Consider the following 15861-nt stretch of genomic DNA (forward strand, 5'->3'; position numbering starts at 1 on the left):
CTTCAGGCGGGCTTGAGGGCCACGATGTCGCGCCTGGGCGGCGCGCCGAACATGCGCGAATATTCGCGGCTGAACTGCGAGGGGCTTTCGTAGCCCACGCGATACGCAGCCGCTTCCGCGTTGACCGCGCCGTTCACCATCAGATGGCGCGCTTCGAGCAGACGCAACTGCTTCTGGTACTGCAGCGGCGTCATGGACGTGAGCGCCTTGAACTGCCGATGAAACGCCGACGGACTCATTTGCGCCACGGCCGCCAGGTCTTCGATGCGCAGCGTTTCCGAAAACTGGTTCCGCAGCACGTGGATCGCGTTCACCACCCTTTCCGCATGGCTGTTGGCGAGCACGACCTTCGCCACTTCGTTGCCGTGCGGCCCCACGAGCAGCCAATAGCAGATCTCGCGCACGATGAGCGGCGCGATGACGGGAATCGCCTTCGGGGTGTCGAGCAGGCGGACGAGGCGCAGTACGCAGTCGGCGAGCGGGCCGTCGAAGTCGGTCACGAACACGCCGTGGCCCACGTTGCCCTGCGACATGGCGGGCGCAGGCGGGGTGGGCGGGGTGTCCAGGCAGGCCAGCACATCGCGCATCACGGCCGGATCGAATTCGATGGCAAGGCCCAGGTAAGGCTCGGCGGGGCTCGCCTTCACCACGCGGCTCAACGCCGGCATTTCGACACTCACAACGAGTGCCTGCCCCGCGCCGTATTCGTAGTGCCGGCCGCCGAACGTGGTGCGCTTGGCGCCCTGCGCCACGACGCAAAGCGCCGGCTGGATGATGTGATGCGACGGGTGCCGCTCGTGGTCCGAGCGCAGCAGGATCAGGCCATCGACGGCCGTGGCGAACGGGCTCGCGTTGCCGGGCGGTTGAGCGTCGGTCTGGCGCTTGAGGAGTTCGGCGAGGGGTTGGGACATGGCTGAAACCTCGGAGGGGGCCTTCCGGCAGGCATTGGGACGCATGTTACTGCGGAGCCGGGCGGCTCGCAGGCGCCTGATCGTCATCGGGCAGGATCAGGCAAGAACGCGGCGAGTTCCGGCATTCGGCTGGCGGCCGCTGCGTCCTATGCTGGCGCCTTTCCAGCCAGACGAGGAGTGCAGCATGCCAGCAGGACAATCGAATCCCGGCGCCACGAAAATCGCCATCGTCACGGGAGGCAGCCGCGGCATCGGGCGCAGCACCGTGCTCCAGCTTGCCCGCCGCGGCGTGCCCTCCATCTTCACGTACCGCGCCAATCGGGCCGAAGCGGAGAAGGTCGTCGCGCTCGCGGCCGAGGCGGGTCAGCAGGCCATCGCGCTGCCGCTCGATACGGGCGACGTCGCGAGCTTCGACGCGTTCGTGGGCCAGGTTCGCGCCGCGCTCAGCCAGTTGGGTGCGCAGCGCTTCGACTACCTCGTGAACAACGCGGGCACGTCGCACCACGCGCCCTTCGCCGAAGTGACAGAGGACGCGCTGGACAGCCTCTACCACGTCCATTTCAAGGGCGTGTTCTTTCTCACGCAGAAGCTGCTGCCTCTCATCAACGACGGCGGGCGCATCGTGAATATCTCGTCCGGGCTTACGCGCGTCACCTACCCGGGCAGCGCGTCGTATGCGTCGATGAAAGGCGCCGTCGAAGTGCTCACGCGCTATCTCGCGAAAGAACTGGGCCCGCGTCGCATCGCCGTGAACGTGGTGGCGCCGGGCGCGGTCGCCACGGACTTCAGCGGCGGCATGGTGCGCGACAACCCAGAGGTCAACAAGTTTGTCTCCGACATGACGGCGCTGGGCCGCCCGGGCTTGCCCGACGACATCGGCCTTGCCATCGCGTCGCTGCTCTCGGAAGACCAGCGCTGGGTGAACGCGCAGCGCATCGAGGTATCGGGCGGCATGGCGCTCTAAAGCACTGCCGGGCATTCCCCGGAGGGCGCCACGCTTCGTGTATAAAGGGGCAACCCTGAACACGCGGAGACTGCCGTGGCGACCACCCCACCTTCCCACACGCCGCCCACCGAAGAAGGCCCGGGCACCGATGCACCGCGCCGCACACGGCGCTGGGCCATCGGCGGCGGCATCGCGCTGTTGATCGTCGTGCTGCTCGCGCTCTGGCGTCCCTGGCACGGCAAGGCGGACCTGCGCGCGTTGAACGAGCTGGGGTTCTTCACGGGCGGATGCAGCGAGAACGGCGGCCCGGCCAGTTCGCCCGACGGCGAATGCCTCTCGCTGCGCGCGAAGCCGGGTCTGTCGGCAGCTCAGGTGGCCGCCGCGCTGCCGCAGCTTGCGAAGATCGATAGCAAGCTGGACCTGAGCCTTGCGAATACCGGGCTCGACAGCGTGGACGGGCTCACCGCGCTGCCGAACCTCGAAGCGCTCGACCTCTCCGGCACCGCTGTCTGGAACCTCGATCCGCTCAAGGACATGCGCTCGCTCAAGCGGCTCGTGCTCCACCGCACGAACGTCGAGAACATCGATGCGCTCAAGGCGCTGACCGGCCTGCAATCGCTGAATCTCTGGGACACGCGCGTGGCGAACCTCGGCGCGCTGAAAAACCTGACCGACCTGCGGCAACTCGACCTGCGCGACACCCAGGTGCGCGACCTCGACGCGCTGGCGAGCCTCACCCAACTCGATACGCTCAAGCTGGGCGGCGCGCGCAACGTCCGCAACATCGAACCGCTCGCCGGACTCACCGCGCTCAAGACCCTCGACCTCAACGAAACGCAGGTGGAAAGCATTCGCGCGTTGAAGAAGCTGCACGACCTCCAGGCGCTTTATCTCGCGAACACGCCGGTACGCGACATCGACGCGGTGAGCGGCATGCCCGCGCTGAAAACGCTGGTGCTGGACGGTTCGAAGGTGGACAACATCGACGCGGTGCATGACCTCGCGCAGCTCGACACGTTCGTGCTGGCGCGCACGCCGGTCACGAAGATCGACGCGCTCGCGGGGCTCACGAGCCTGCAGCGGCTCAACCTGGCCGACACCGAAGTGGAGAACATCGACGCGCTGAAAGGCCTCACGGGCCTGCAGGACCTGAACCTCTTTCGCACCGAGGTGCGCAACGTGGATGCGCTGAAGAACCTGCACGGCCTGCAGGAGCTTTATCTGGCCAATACGCCGGTGGAGGACGTGGATGCGCTCAAGGGTTTGACGAACCTGCGCGAACTCGTGCTGTACGGCACGAAGGCGACCAACGTCGACGCGCTGAAGGCAGCGTTGCCGAACACGCGCGTGGTGTGGTGACGGTTGGCACGGAATACCGGCGCGACCGCATCTCAACACAGACAACAGAGGAAATCAGCATGCCGAACATCGAACAAGCATTGCAGGCGCGCGGCCTGTACCTGCCCGCTCCCATTCACCTTCCCGAAGGCGTCAAACTGCCGTTCGCCTTCGCACGCGTGGTGGGCAGCCGCGTATTCATTTCGGGGCATGGGCCGCAAAACCCCGACGGCTCGCTCGCCGCACCGCTCGGCAAAGTGGGCCGCGATCTGACGGTCGAGCAAGGTTATGCCGCGGCGAGGCTCACGGCGCTTTCGATTCTCGCCAGTCTCAAGCGAACCATCGGCGACCTCGATCGCGTCGTGGCATGGGGCCGCGTGTTCGGCATGGTGAATTCGGCGGCGGGCTTCAACAGCCAGCCCGCCGTCATCAATGGATTCTCCGACCTGATACTCAATCTCTACGGCCCCGACCGCGGAATGCATGCGCGCAGCGCGGTGGGCATGGCGGAACTGCCCTTCAATATTCCCGTGGAAATCGAGGCGGAAGTGGAGATCGCGTAAGCGCCTTCGTTACGTGCGCGCCGCCCGTTGCGGAGCGGCGCGCCCTGTCGGCATCACAGATCGGTGAACACGGCTTCAGCCGCCACGCGCGACTTCGGCAGCTTGCGGTTGAAATCCGCTTCGGCGCTGTAGCCAAGGCCCACCACCACCACGCTCGTAAAGCCCTTCTCGCGCAGGCCCAGTTCCTGGTCGAGAACCTGCGCGTCGAAGCCTTCCATCGGGCATGCGTTCACTTCCAGCGTGGCGGCGCCCAGCAGCAGCGTGCCGAGCGCGAGATAGACCTGCTTTTCCATCCAGTGCTGCGCGTCCTTCAACTGGTAACGGTGCAGGTCTACGTACGACTGACGCGTCTTCTGTTGCCCCGCCCTTGCCTCCGGCGCGACGAAGCGTCCGTCGTGCTCTTCCTGGCCAAGCACGGCATTCAGATGCGCGTCGCTCATTTCGGTCCGCGCGCAGAGCACCACGACGTGCGACGCGTTGAGAATCTTCGCCTCGTTGTACGAGTAGCCACCCTGCGCGGCTTTGGCGATGCGCGCCTTGCCGGCGTCAGTCGAGGCCATCACGAAGTGCCACGGCTGCGAGTTCACCGACGAGGGGCTAAAGCGCAGCAGTTCGCGCAACTGCGCGATGGTCTCGTCGGGGATCTTGCGCGTAGCGTCGAAGGCCTTCGTGGAGTGACGCGTTCTGGCGTAATGGGCGATGTTCATCTGTTGTTCCTTGCTATGAGGCTTGAAGTAAAAGCTGCGGGAAATAAGGGATAAAGAAGGCCTAGAACCCTTCGAGTACGATCTTGCCGCGCGCGCGGTTCGTCTCGATCAGCGCGTGCGCGCGGCGCAGGTTCGCGGCGTTGATGGGGCCGAGCGTTTCGTTGAGCGTGGTGCGCAATACGCCCGAATCGATCAGCGACGCCACGCGATCCAGAATCTCGTGCTGGCGAACCTGGTCCTTCGTGGCAAACATGGAGCGCGTGTACATCAGCTCCCAGTGCAGCGACACGCTCTTCGCCTTGAGCTTGCGGAAATCGAACAGCTCGGGGTCGTCGATCAGGCCCACGCGGCCCTGCGGAAGAATGGCTTCGACGATCTGGTCGAAGTGGCGATCGGTCTGGTTGAGGCTCGCAATCAGATCCACGCCCGGAAAACCGATGCGCTTGAGTTCCTCGGCGAGCGGCTTCGTATGGTCGATCACGTGATGGGCGCCCAGGTCCTTCACCCACTGCACCGTTTCGGGCCGCGACGCCGTGCCGATCACGGTGAGCCCCGTGAGCTTGCGGGCAAGCTGCACGAGGATGGAGCCCACGCCGCCGGCCGCGCCGATCACGAGCAGCGTCTGCGCCGGCCCGGCCGCTGCATTGGCCACTGCATTGGCCGCTACATTAGCCGCTGCTTCAGCCTCTCCCTCAGGCACGCCGAGCCGATCGAACAGAAGCTCCCAGGCGGTGAGCGACGTGAGCGGCAACGCGGCGGCCTCGGCAAAGTTCAGCGTCTGCGGCATGCGGCCCACCAGACGTTCGTCCACGAGATGCAACTCGCTGTTCGTGCCCGGCCGCAGCAGTGAACCCGCATACCAGACGCGCTCGCCCGGCTTGAAGAGCGTCACGTCGGAACCCACGGCGCGCACCACGCCGCTTGCGTCCCAGCCCAGCACCTTCGGCTGGCTCGGCTCCGGCGCCTTGCCGGCGCGCACCTTCACATCGACGGGATTCACCGAGACGGCGTGCACCTCCACCAGCAGATCGTGCGGGCCCGGCTGCGGGTCGGGCAATTCGAGATCGACGAGCGATTCGGGATCGCTGATCGGCAGGTTGCGGTAATAACCCATCGCTTTCATCGTTGCACTCCGTTTCAGAAGGTCGGCGCGGTGCGGGCAGCCCGCCGCGCTTACGCGTGCGGGCTTGTCACCGGTTCAAGTGGTTCGCGTGGTTCAAGCGGTTCGAAATGAAACAGCTCCGGGTCCGCCGCGAAGTGCGGCCAGAGCAATTGCAGGAACGGACGGAAATCGGCGTGCAGCAGAAACGCGCTGTGGGCGTCGATGCTGTCCCACTCGATTTCGAGCACATAGCAGCTGCGGTCTTCGCATTGCGGGCCGAAGCGATGGCCGAGATAACCGCGCTTGCGCACGAGAAATCCGCTTGCCTCGCGCCATGCCGTTTCGAACGACACAGCCTTGTCTGCCCTCAACTGAAAACGCGCAATCGCGATGACCATGCCGGCTCCTGCCAGGCGAACCCCTCGCCTCGGACCAGATCATCGGCCATGACGCGCGCTTCACCCAGTGGAGAGTCGCGATATCAGTTTCAAAGAATCGTTGAAAGTGGCGCGGCGGTCACGTTCAGGCCAGCCTGCGCTCAGCCTGCCGTCAGGTTCGGCTCAGTTGGCCGTCAGGCAGCCGTCAACCGGCGTACGACGCAATGCGCTCCAGCAGAAAGTCGCGCAGCGCGTTGACGGTGGGCGAGAGCATCGTGCGATGCGCGCACACCAGGTGAAGCGGCGCGCTCTCGCCGTCGAAGCCGGGCAGCGCCGCTTCCAGCGCGCCGGATTCGAGGTCTTTCAGCACGTCGAGCCGCGATTTGTAGGCAATGCCCAGGCCCGCCAGCGCCCAGCGCCGCACGAGTTCGCCGTCGTCCGAACTGCGATTGCCGTTCACGGTGATAACAGTTGGCTCGCCATTCCTGAAGAAGGTCCAGCGGTCGTGCAGGCGATCGCTCAGCGTGAAGCGCAGGCAGTTGTGCCGAGCCAGGTCAGCGGGCGTGGCGGGATGCCCGTGGCGCGCGAAATAGGCCGGCGAGGCGCACAGCACGCGCCGGTTCTCGGGCGCGAGCGGCAGCGCGACGAGCGTGGAGTCTTCGGGCACGCCGTAGCGGATCGCGAGGTCGATGGGCGTGCGGAACATGTCGGCCACGTGGTCGCCGATACGAACCTGCAGCGACACGGCCGGGTACTGCGCCTGAAAGGCGTCGAGCCAGCCGGCGAGCACATGGCGGCCAAGGTCCGACGGCACGGAAAGCGACACCGTGCCGCCGATCATCTTGCGACCATGCGCCACGGCATTGCGGCCCGCCTCCACCTGCTCGATGACGTTGCGCGCGTACTCGATGTAGCGCTCGCCGTCGGGCGTGAGGCGCAGGCTGCGCGTGGAACGGGCGAGCAGCCGCGTGCCCAGCTCCGTTTCGAGCCGCTTGAGCCCGGCGCTCGCCACGGCGGGCGCGAGGTCGAGCTGGCGCGCCGCGGCCGAAAGGCTGCCGTTGTCCGCAGCCGTGAGAAAGATGAGAAGGTCTTCGAGTCTGATCATGTCCGCTTGCGCCGCCGGTTCGGGCTCTTGCATGGTGCACACGGGTGGGTGCCGTGCGCGGAGCCTGCAAGAGCGCGAGGCGGCAGCGGCATGGCGCCGCCGCGTCGCGAACGCATCATACAAGTGCGTCGCAAAACGCGCAGCGGGCGGACCTGTGCCGAATCTGCCGAGTGTGCCGAATCTGCTTTAAGCCGCCCCTCCGACGCGGAAGAACGACACCGCGCGCGTCAACTGCGCGCCCTGATTTTCCAGCGACTGCGAAGCCGCGGCCGCCTCTTCCACGAGCGCGGCGTTCTGCTGCGTGACCTGGTCCATCTGCGAGATGGCCTGGCTCACCTGGTCGATCCCGCGGCTCTGTTCGCCCGAAGCCGCGGCGATTTCGCCCATGATGTCGTTCACGCGCGCCACGGCCTGGGTGACTTCGGCCATCGTCTCGCCGGCCTGGCCCGCGAGCGCCGCGCCCTCCTGCACCTTCTGCACCGAAGCGCCGATGAGATCCTTGATTTCCTTCGCCGCGCTCGACGAACGCTGCGCGAGGCTTCGCACTTCGCTCGCCACGACGGCGAAGCCGCGCCCCTGCTCGCCGGCACGCGCGGCTTCCACGGCCGCGTTCAACGCAAGAATGTTGGTCTGGAACGCGATGCCTTCGATGATGCCGGTAATCTCCGCCACCTTCGACGAACTCGAACTGATGTCGGCCATCGTTCCCACCACCTGCCCCACCACCTCGCTGCCCTTCTGCGCCACGCCGGACGCATTGGTGGACAGCGCGCTCGCCTGCTGGGCGTTCTCGGCGTTCTGCTTCACGGTGGACGTCAGCTGCTCCATGCTCGCCGCCGTTTCCTGCAGCGACGAAGCCTGTTGCTCCGTGCGCGAAGACAGGTCCTGATTGCCCGAGGCGATCTGGCTTGCGCCCGTGGCAATGCCGTCCGCGGCCATGCGCACTTCGCCGATCAGCTTCGTGAGGCTCGCCTGCATCTCGCCCATCGACGCGAGCACGCTGCCGCGCGGCGCCGAGGCCGCACCGTTCACCGGGCTCAGGTCGCCAGCCGCGACGCGCCGCGTCACGTCGCCCAGCACGTCGGGCTCTGCGCCCAATGCGCGCGTGAGGCTGCGCGTAATGAGCAGGCCGGCCGCCACCGCGAGCACGACGGTCAGGAGGCAAACGCCGATCAGCAGCGCAGACTGCCGGTTGTACTGGTTCTCGGCTTCAGTCACGCGCTCCTCGGAACGCGACTTCGTATAGTCCGCGAATGCGTCCGTAGCCTTGACGAGTTGCGCGAGCAAGGGCCGGCAGCGCTCGTTCAGGGCCACGACGGCTTCGTCGTGTTTGCCGTTCAACGCGAGATTGACGATGTCGACCGCAACCGGGCCGTACTGACTCTCCACGCGGTTGATTTCATCTGCGAGGGTCTTTGCCTTGTCGGTCGCATCGCCGCTCGCCGCGATCAGATCGTTCAACTGTTTCAGGCTGCTCTGCACGTCTTGTTGAGCCTGCGCTTCGGCGGCCTTCTCGGTGTCGATGTCGGCGGGCTTCGTGACGAGTGCGAGATTGCGGGCCGCGATAGCGCGCCGGTCCACGGCCTGCCGGATCTGCGCGGCGGCCAGCGCCCGCGCGTTCACGCCACGCACGTATTGCGCGAAATTGTTGTTCGAGTCTCGTAAAGCATTGAGCGAAAAGCCGGAGACGAGCAATACGAGGCCCACCAGCACGCTGAAGGCAGTTGCGAGTTTCGCCCGCACGGTCATGCGATTCCAGTTCATCAAGTTTCCCTTTGTCGTTACTAGCGTCAGATCTGAACAGCGGACGGCTCTAGTCACGGGTGGCCGCTTCCTATCTGTTATCGACAAAGATTCCGAACCGTTTAGTAAAAAAATCACGCAATCGTTTGCGTGGGAAAACGAAATGATGAAACGCAACGCGACCGCGCTGACTTTGCTCTTTTCGTATGAACTGAATTCGCGGAACGGTGAAGTTTTGCGGCAACTGAACGACGTGCCGCACACACAGGCGGCACGCCCACTACCCTGATTACCCGTTAAATTCTCTTCGCCGCATCTCTTCTCGACATTCGTCAGAACAGATGCTTGACGCCCACCATGGCGCCCAACTGCCCCATGCCCGCGCCCGGCGTCGTACCCGCACCGCCGCCGCTCACGGCGTACTTCGCCTTCGCGCTGTTCCACAGATACGAGGTCTGCGCATAAACCGCGGTGCGCTTCGAAAGCGAATACGTGGTGCGCAGCGTAGCCATCGTGGCGCGCGTGTCGTGGGCAGCGTTGACGATGCGGTAGCCTTCGCCGTCGACGGTCAGGAACGGCGTGACGGCATACGAGGCGCCAAGGAAGAACAGGTTGGAATGCGCGCCCGGGGCCGCGGCCGAATCGGTGCTCACATGCCGGCCAACCCAGCCCGCGCCGATGCGTACGCCCGCCACGTTCGCGTAGGCACTCACGTGCGCACGGGCGTCCTTGTCGGCACTGCTCGTAAAGGCCACGGGTGCCACGCCGTCGAAGAAGTTGGCGGCGGCGCCGGTGCCGCCGCGCTGTTCTTCATAGGAAGCGGCAGCGCCGAACCACGCGCCGTCGTACTTGAGCATCACGGACCAGTCGCGGCACTGCACCGCCTGACCCGGCACCTGGCCCGCGCATGTGCCCTGCCCAGGCGAATTGCCCGTGCCGGCGCCGTCGCGTCCGAACGAATAGCCCGCGCCCAGCGTGACGCCCTTGTACGAGCCGATGTAGGTGACCGCGTTGTCCGCGCGTCCGTTGGGCACGTAGGCGTCGAACGAGCCGAGGCCGTAGATGTCCGGCCCGATGATGTCCGCGCCTTGCAGTGCGAGGTAGGTCATCATGTACTGGCGGCCGAAGGCGAGCGTGCCGTAGCTGTTACGCAGACCCACCCAGGCTTGCCGGCCGAACAGGCGTCCGCCCTGGCCCAGATCGCCGCCGCGCACGTTGAAGCCGCTTTCCAGCGTGAAGACCGCCTGGAGTCCGCCACCCAGGTCTTCGGTGCCGCGCAGTCCCCAGCGCGACGGCATCTCGCCCGTTACACCAGGCATGCGCACCACGTGATCGCCGGCCGCGTTCGCGTGCGAAACGAATTCGACGCCCGTATCGATGATGCCGTACAGCGTGACGCTCGACTGCGCATGCACCGTCGTCGTTGCAGCAAGCGCGCAGCAAGCCCCTGCGCCCAGCAGACCGTTGAGTCTTTTCATGTTGATGTGTCTCCAATCCTGATTGATGTCGCGCTCTGGTGGCGCGTGCGAGGTTGCTTCTTTAGTTGCTTCTTTAGTTGCTTCTTTAGTTGCGTCCTTAGTTGCGTCTTTAGTTGCTTCGGTAGTTGCGTCTTTGGTTACGCCTGGGATGACCTGCGAAAGCGTTGCCGACGAGCGCGAACGTGGCTGCGTATCAATCGCGTGCCTGCGGGCGGCGAATGAGCAGCAACGCCGCCACGGCCGCCACCAGCGTGACTGGAATGCTCGCGCCGATCACCACCGTGGCGCTCTTGCCCGCCGCGAGCAGCGTAGCCGCCGCAAGCGGTCCGACGACCGACCCGAGCCGGCCCACCGCGACCGCCGCGCCCACGCCGGTGCCGCGCATCACGGTCGGGTAATACATCGCGGCCAGTGCATAGAGCACCGACTGCCCGCCGACGATGAACATGCCCGCCGCAAACGCCGCCGCCGAAAGCATGGCGAGGTCGGGCGCAGCGGCAAGCGCCGCGAGCGAAAGCACGATGCCGAGGTACATGCCGCCCACCACACGCGTGGGCCGCATACGGTCCAGCGACATGCCGATGCCGAGCGCGCCCAGCGCGCCGCCCACGTTGAAGAAGATCTGCACGATGCCGATCTGCGGACGGCCAAGCCCGCGTGCGGCCATCAGCGAGGGCAGCCAGTTGAGCAGGAAGTACAGCACGATGAGCGTGCAGAAGTAGCTGATCCACAGCGCGAGCGTGGGGCCCGTGCGCTCGCCGCCGAACAGCGTGTGCGTCACGCCGGGGCGCTCCATGCCCGACGTCGACGCATCGAGGAACGCGCGCGACTCCGGCAGCAGACCGATAAGCAGCGGCACGAGCAGCAGCGGCCCGGCACCGCCCACGTAGAAGATGTGCCGCCACTCGGTATCGCCCGCCAGCAGCACGCCGATCACGGATGCAATCACGCCGCCGAGCGGAATGCCGCAATACATGGTGGCCACGGCGCTGCTGCGCAGCCGCGGTTCCACGGCTTCGGACGAAAGCGCGATCAGGTTCGGCAGCGCGCCGCCCAGCCCCAGGCCTGTCAGCGCCCGCACGACCACAAGCATCGGGAAGCTCGACACCTGCGCGGTGGCGATGGAGAGCAAGCCGAACAGGCACGCGGAAACGATGAGCACGCGCTTGCGGCCAATGCGGTCGGCAAACCGTCCGCCCAGCATCGCGCCGGGCAGCAGACCGAAGGTGCCGGCGCTGAACGCGAGACCCATCTGCGCAACCGTGAGCCCGAATTCGTGCGCCATGCGCGGCGCGGCCACGCCCACCGACTGCAGGTCCAATCCTTCGAGCAGGGCCAGGGCGAAGCACAGGCCGAGCGTGGTCGCCGGCGTGCTTCTCTGCGCAACGTAAGTGTTCATCTCGTCTCCTAAGGCCGCGTGCTGCGCTGGTGGGTGCACGGGCGAATATCGTTCTCGTAACAGCGGGTAGCGGCTGCTCGCTGATGGCGGCGACGCGGGTATTGCCGCCGCAACCAAAATATCAGGAAGCCTGATTAAGCAACCGAAAAAAAGTCCGCCTCAACAAAGGGTCGCCTTCACGCTTCGGACGACACCTTCATGCAACGAGGGGACGGGATGATTTAATAACAGGCTACCTGAGATTTCAAGGGCGGCGGTGCCGGTGTTAACCCGCAAGAGCCCCTGAAAAACGCGGCAAAAAGAGAAGTGACAGTGGAGAAAAGATCAATCGCGCAGGTTGCGCGCGAACATCTCCATGGTGCGCTGGATCTGGGCCACGTCTTCGGCGCCGAGATCGCCCAGCATGCGGCGCTCCAGCGGACGCAACACCTGCTCGCACTCGCGCAGCATGGCCGACCCGGCATCGGTGAGGCTCAGCAGGATCACGCGCCCATGGTTCGGATCGGCCTCGCGCGTAACGAACCCGCGGCTCGCCATCACGCTCATGACCTCGTTCGCCGACTGCGGTGTGATGAACGACCGCACGGCGAGTTGCGCGTTGGAAAGCGCGCCGCGCGCCTCAAGCACCGAAAGCGCCGTGTATTGCGCGAGCGTGATGCCGAGCGGCGCGAGCGCTTCGGTCATCTGGCGGCGCAGCAGCCGGTCCAGGTTGCCGATGACGTAGGTGAGCCGTTGCGGCGGCCGTGTCTTCGGCTTCGTCGCGGCGGACCGTGCGGGGTTCTTCGTGCCCTTCGTGTTTCCGGCGCTTGCCGGCTTGGCGGATGTCGAACTCATGGATGGACCGGAATGGAAATCGCGGGCCATCTTACCTCACGGGCGCGGGGCGGCAGCATGGGTGTAATCGCGGCGTCGAGTCGCGCGGTTGAGCACGGCAGGAGCACGTCGGGTGCGCGGAGTAAACCTTGTTGTATACAGGAAAGACGAATTCTCGCACCCACTCCTCTCGTTTACCCGGGATTTAGCGGATTCGCTCTTGATTCACTCGCTTCGCTGTATACAATTAGCACCAATCGATTCCTTTCACGACGCAGAACATGGCGATTACCGACGACCCCGCGCTCGACAGCAAGGCCGCCACGACCTCGCAGACCGTGCGCGCGCTGCTGGGTCTGCGCGAACTGGTGCTGGGCGGCGAACTCACCCCGGGCGAGCGCATCTCCGAACTGTGGGTGGTGGAGCGGCTGGGCGTGTCGCGCACGCCGGTTCGCGCGGCGCTGATCCGCCTTCAGGAAGAAGGGCTCATCGAACCGATTCTCACGGGCGGCTTCGCCGTGCGCGCCTTTTCCGAAGCCGAGATACGCGACGCCATCGAACTGCGCGGCACGCTCGAAGGACTCGCCGCGCGGCTCGCCGCCGAACGCGGCGTGTCCGCCGCAATGCTGCGCGAGCTGCATGACTGTGTTGACGAGATCGATACGCTCCTGGTCGGCAAGCTGACCGACACTACGTTCTCGCACTACGTGGACGCCAACATGCGTTTTCATCGCCTGCTCGGCAAAGCCGCGGGCAGTGAAGTCGTGGCACGCCAGATCGAGAAGGTCGCCACGCTGCCGTTTGCCTCCGCGAGTGCGTTCGTGATCGTGCAGTCGCTCGACCCGCGCGCGAGAGAGACGCTCGTGGTCGCGCAATCGCAGCACCGCGCCGTACTGGATGCCATCGAACAGCGCCAGGGCGCGCGCGCCGAGGCGCTGATGCGCGAGCACTCGCAGATCGCCCACGAGAACCTGAAGCGCGTGCTCGACAACCAGCGCGCGATGACGAAGCTCACGGGCGGCAACCTGATTCGACGCGACGCGGGCTAAGCCCATTTCGCGTCCATTTCGCGTCCAATTTCGCGCCAATAACGCACCTGCGCCTGTCGGATCTGACTCATGAATGACCCGCGGGTCACCCAGCTTACGGCGTGAGAACACGCCGAGGAGGAGACGAATGTTTCTGAAAGACACGTGGTATGTCGCCTGTACGCCGGATGAAATAGACGGCAAACCGCTCGGCCGGCAGATCTGCGGCGAACGTATGGTGTTTTTTCGCGACGCGAGCGGTGCGATCGCCGCGCTCGAAGACTTCTGTCCGCATCGCGGCGCACCGCTCTCGCTCGGGACGGTGCGCAACGGCCAGCTCGTCTGCGGCTATCACGGCCTCACGATGGGCGCCGAGGGCAAGTGCGTGAGCATGCCGTGCCAGCGCGTAGGCGGCATTCCCGCGGTTCGCCGCTACCCCGCTGTCGAACGCTACGGTTTCATCTGGGTCTGGCCCGGCGACGCGGACAAGGCCGACCCGGCCTCCATTCATCACCTCGAATGGGCCGGGCACCCCGATTGGGCCTATGGCGGCGGCCTGTACCACGTGAAATGCGACTACCGCCTCATGATCGACAACCTCATGGACCTCACGCACGAGACCTACGTGCACGCCACGAGCATCGGGCAGCCCGAGATCGAGGAAGCGCCGCCCGCAACGAAGGTGAACGGCGATACGGTCACGACGAGCCGCTTCATGCACGGCATCCTGCCGCCGCCGTTCTGGGCGGCCGCATTGCGCGCCAAAGGCATGGCCGACAACGTACCGTGCGACCGCTGGCAGATCTGCCACTTCACGCCGCCCAGCCACGTGATGATCGAAGTGGGCGTCGCGCACGCGGGCAAGGGCGGCTACGAAGCGGACGCGAGCGACAAGGCATCGAGCATCGTCGTCGATTTCATCACGCCGGAAACCGGGACTTCGATCTGGTACTTCTGGGGCATGGCGCGCAGTTTCGCCGTACACGATGGCGCGCTCACCGATAGCCTGCGCACGGGCCAGGGCAAGATCTTCGCGGAAGACCTGGAGATGCTCGAAGCACAGCAGCGCAATCTGCTGGCGTGGCCGGACCGTCCGCTTCTGAAGCTCAATATCGACGCGGGCGGCGTGCAGTCGCGACGTGTGCTCGACCGGCTGATCGACGAAGAGCGGGCCGCGAGCGCTCAAGTCGCCTGACTTCGCCTCGGTTCGCCCAGGTTCATCGCAGCACCGCCGCACTATTCACGATTCGATGCACCACCGCCTCGCGCGAACGCACTCGTGTGTTCGCGCGGCGGCCTCTGCTTGCCCCGAAAAACGCCCATGAAGGTCACGCTCACCCGCAAACTCGCCGTCGCCACGGACATCTGTCTCTTCGAACTCGCACCCGCCCAGGGCACGACGCTGCCGCCCTTCACGGCGGGCGCGCACATCGACGTCCACATCGGCGGCTTCGTTCGCCAGTATTCGCTGTGCAACAGTCCCACGGAGCGCGACGTGTACCGCATCGGCGTGCTGCGCGAGCCGGCGTCGCGCGGCGGCTCCGTTGCCATGCATGCCTGCGTGCCGGGCACGACGCTCGAGATCAGCGAGCCGCGCAATCACTTTCCGCTCGAGGCGCAGGCCACGCACAGCATCCTGCTGGCAGGCGGCATCGGCATCACGCCGCTCATGAGCATGGCCGCGCATCTGCACGAAACGGGCGGCTCGTTCGAGTTGCATTACTGCTCGCGCGAGCCGCAGCGCGCCGCGTTTCTCGACCGGTTGGAGACGCCGCCGTTCCGGCATCGCGCGCAGTGCTATTTCGATAGCGATTCCTCGGGCAAGCGTATCGACTTCGCGCTGGTGCTCGCGGATCCTGAGCCCGGCAAGCACCTGTACGTGTGCGGGCCCGCGGGCTTTATCGAGGCCGTGCTGGCGGCTGCCGCACAGGCAGGCTGGGCGAGCGGCAACGTGCATCGCGAATACTTCGCTGCCGGGGCGACAAGCTCGGCGGCTGGCGCTGCGGGCAATGACGGTCCCTTCCAGGTCTCGCTGGCAAGCTCCGGGCGCGTGGTGGATGTACCGGCGGGCACGTCGATCGTGGAAGCATTGCGGGGATGCGGCGTCGAGGTGCCCGTCTCGTGCGAACAAGGCGTGTGCGGCACCTGCCTCACGCGCGTGCTGTCCGGCACGCCCGATCACCGAGACGTCTATCTCACGGATGAAGAACGCGCGGCCAACGATCAAATGCTGCCGTGCTGTTCGCGCGCGCTCACGCCGATGTTGGTGCTGGACCTTTGAGGTCTTTTGAGGTTCTTTGAAGCCATGCCCGGGCAGAAGATGGCTATGCGCTGAACGCGTGGCCTCGCGT

General features: G+C 65.7%; 15 protein-coding genes. 6 read left to right on the top strand and 9 right to left on the bottom strand.

The annotated features are described in order from the left end of the window. Positions 1-2: 2 nt before the first annotated feature. Positions 3-911 carry an AraC family transcriptional regulator gene (locus tag PKKP23_RS26885; protein ID WP_126879134.1) on the bottom strand — a complete coding sequence of 303 codons (909 nt, stop codon included), beginning with the start codon at positions 909-911 and terminating at the stop codon, positions 3-5. Between the two features lie 184 nt (positions 912-1095). On the opposite strand from PKKP23_RS26885, the gene PKKP23_RS26890 reads away from it, so the two are divergent. From PKKP23_RS26890 to PKKP23_RS26900, 3 genes are all read left to right on the top strand, one after another. Next, positions 1096-1875, top strand: coding sequence for an SDR family NAD(P)-dependent oxidoreductase (locus PKKP23_RS26890; protein WP_126879135.1), 780 nt, complete (start codon positions 1096-1098; stop codon positions 1873-1875). A gap of 75 nt (positions 1876-1950) precedes the next feature. Further along, entirely contained in the window at positions 1951-3216 is a 1266-nt protein-coding gene (locus PKKP23_RS26895) for a leucine-rich repeat domain-containing protein (RefSeq protein ID WP_126879136.1), read from the top strand. A 59-nt stretch (positions 3217-3275) separates the two neighbouring features. Next, positions 3276-3758, top strand: coding sequence for a RidA family protein (locus PKKP23_RS26900; RefSeq protein ID WP_126879137.1), 483 nt, complete (start codon positions 3276-3278; stop codon positions 3756-3758). Between the two features lie 53 nt (positions 3759-3811). Here PKKP23_RS26900 and nfsB read toward each other — a convergent pair whose 3' ends face one another. From nfsB to PKKP23_RS26940, 8 genes are all read right to left on the bottom strand, one after another. Then, entirely contained in the window at positions 3812-4465 is a 654-nt protein-coding gene (gene nfsB, locus PKKP23_RS26905; RefSeq protein ID WP_126879138.1) for an oxygen-insensitive NAD(P)H nitroreductase, read from the bottom strand. Positions 4466-4526: 61 nt separating this feature from the next. After that, positions 4527-5588, bottom strand: a complete 1062-nt coding sequence (locus PKKP23_RS26910; RefSeq protein WP_126879139.1) for a zinc-binding alcohol dehydrogenase family protein — start codon at positions 5586-5588, stop codon at positions 4527-4529. Positions 5589-5638: 50 nt separating this feature from the next. Beyond that, the gene (locus PKKP23_RS26915; protein WP_126879140.1) at positions 5639-5965 is read right to left on the bottom strand and encodes an antibiotic biosynthesis monooxygenase family protein; all 327 of its coding nucleotides are present in this window, start codon (positions 5963-5965) and stop codon (positions 5639-5641) included. A 184-nt stretch (positions 5966-6149) separates the two neighbouring features. Beyond that, the gene (locus PKKP23_RS26920; RefSeq protein WP_126879141.1) at positions 6150-7049 is read right to left on the bottom strand and encodes a LysR family transcriptional regulator; all 900 of its coding nucleotides are present in this window, start codon (positions 7047-7049) and stop codon (positions 6150-6152) included. Positions 7050-7235: 186 nt separating this feature from the next. Then, complete coding sequence (locus tag PKKP23_RS26925; protein WP_240659155.1) at positions 7236-8813, bottom strand: methyl-accepting chemotaxis protein; 1578 nt, start codon at positions 8811-8813, stop codon at positions 7236-7238. Positions 8814-9124: 311 nt separating this feature from the next. Continuing rightward, on the bottom strand, positions 9125-10270 hold the full coding sequence (locus PKKP23_RS26930; protein ID WP_126879142.1) for a porin: 1146 nt from the start codon (positions 10268-10270) through the stop codon (positions 9125-9127). Positions 10271-10463: 193 nt separating this feature from the next. Continuing rightward, positions 10464-11669 (bottom strand): 3-(3-hydroxy-phenyl)propionate transporter MhpT, encoded by a 1206-nt coding sequence (gene mhpT, locus PKKP23_RS26935; protein ID WP_126879143.1) that lies wholly within the window; start codon positions 11667-11669, stop codon positions 10464-10466. A gap of 324 nt (positions 11670-11993) precedes the next feature. Continuing rightward, on the bottom strand, positions 11994-12503 hold the full coding sequence (locus PKKP23_RS26940) for a MarR family winged helix-turn-helix transcriptional regulator (protein ID WP_126879144.1): 510 nt from the start codon (positions 12501-12503) through the stop codon (positions 11994-11996). Positions 12504-12763: 260 nt separating this feature from the next. On the opposite strand from PKKP23_RS26940, the gene PKKP23_RS26945 reads away from it, so the two are divergent. The 3 genes from PKKP23_RS26945 (at position 12764) to PKKP23_RS26955 (ending at position 15791) form a co-directional block, all read left to right on the top strand. After that, entirely contained in the window at positions 12764-13531 is a 768-nt protein-coding gene (locus tag PKKP23_RS26945) for a GntR family transcriptional regulator (protein ID WP_126879145.1), read from the top strand. A 127-nt stretch (positions 13532-13658) separates the two neighbouring features. Next, positions 13659-14705, top strand: coding sequence for an aromatic ring-hydroxylating dioxygenase subunit alpha (locus tag PKKP23_RS26950; RefSeq protein WP_126879146.1), 1047 nt, complete (start codon positions 13659-13661; stop codon positions 14703-14705). 126 nt (positions 14706-14831) lie between these two features. Next, positions 14832-15791: a PDR/VanB family oxidoreductase gene (locus PKKP23_RS26955; RefSeq protein ID WP_126879147.1), complete on the top strand. Its 960-nt coding sequence runs from the start codon at positions 14832-14834 to the stop codon at positions 15789-15791. Positions 15792-15861: the final 70 nt, after the last annotated feature.

Origin of the sequence: Paraburkholderia kururiensis JCM 10599 = LMG 19447 (genome assembly GCF_003986935.1) — a bacterium.
Lineage (GTDB): Bacteria > Pseudomonadota > Gammaproteobacteria > Burkholderiales > Burkholderiaceae > Paraburkholderia > Paraburkholderia kururiensis.

What these genes read in the sequence shown, in the direction of transcription:
- PKKP23_RS26890 (WP_126879135.1), top strand. Translation starts at nt 1,096, where the DNA reads ATGCCAGCAGGACAATCGAATCCCGGCGCCACGAAAATCGCCATCGTC.
- PKKP23_RS26940 (WP_126879144.1), bottom strand. Translation starts at nt 12,503, where the DNA reads ATGAGTTCGACATCCGCCAAGCCGGCAAGCGCCGGAAACACGAAGGGC.
- PKKP23_RS26910 (WP_126879139.1), bottom strand. Translation starts at nt 5,588, where the DNA reads ATGAAAGCGATGGGTTATTACCGCAACCTGCCGATCAGCGATCCCGAA.
- PKKP23_RS26885 (WP_126879134.1), bottom strand. Translation starts at nt 911, where the DNA reads ATGTCCCAACCCCTCGCCGAACTCCTCAAGCGCCAGACCGACGCTCAA.
- PKKP23_RS26900 (WP_126879137.1), top strand. Translation starts at nt 3,276, where the DNA reads ATGCCGAACATCGAACAAGCATTGCAGGCGCGCGGCCTGTACCTGCCC.
- PKKP23_RS26950 (WP_126879146.1), top strand. Translation starts at nt 13,659, where the DNA reads ATGTTTCTGAAAGACACGTGGTATGTCGCCTGTACGCCGGATGAAATA.
- PKKP23_RS26930 (WP_126879142.1), bottom strand. Translation starts at nt 10,270, where the DNA reads ATGAAAAGACTCAACGGTCTGCTGGGCGCAGGGGCTTGCTGCGCGCTT.
- mhpT (WP_126879143.1), bottom strand. Translation starts at nt 11,669, where the DNA reads ATGAACACTTACGTTGCGCAGAGAAGCACGCCGGCGACCACGCTCGGC.
- PKKP23_RS26925 (WP_240659155.1), bottom strand. Translation starts at nt 8,813, where the DNA reads ATGAACTGGAATCGCATGACCGTGCGGGCGAAACTCGCAACTGCCTTC.
- PKKP23_RS26945 (WP_126879145.1), top strand. Translation starts at nt 12,764, where the DNA reads ATGGCGATTACCGACGACCCCGCGCTCGACAGCAAGGCCGCCACGACC.
- PKKP23_RS26920 (WP_126879141.1), bottom strand. Translation starts at nt 7,049, where the DNA reads ATGATCAGACTCGAAGACCTTCTCATCTTTCTCACGGCTGCGGACAAC.
- PKKP23_RS26915 (WP_126879140.1), bottom strand. Translation starts at nt 5,965, where the DNA reads ATGGTCATCGCGATTGCGCGTTTTCAGTTGAGGGCAGACAAGGCTGTG.
- nfsB (WP_126879138.1), bottom strand. Translation starts at nt 4,465, where the DNA reads ATGAACATCGCCCATTACGCCAGAACGCGTCACTCCACGAAGGCCTTC.
- PKKP23_RS26955 (WP_126879147.1), top strand. Translation starts at nt 14,832, where the DNA reads ATGAAGGTCACGCTCACCCGCAAACTCGCCGTCGCCACGGACATCTGT.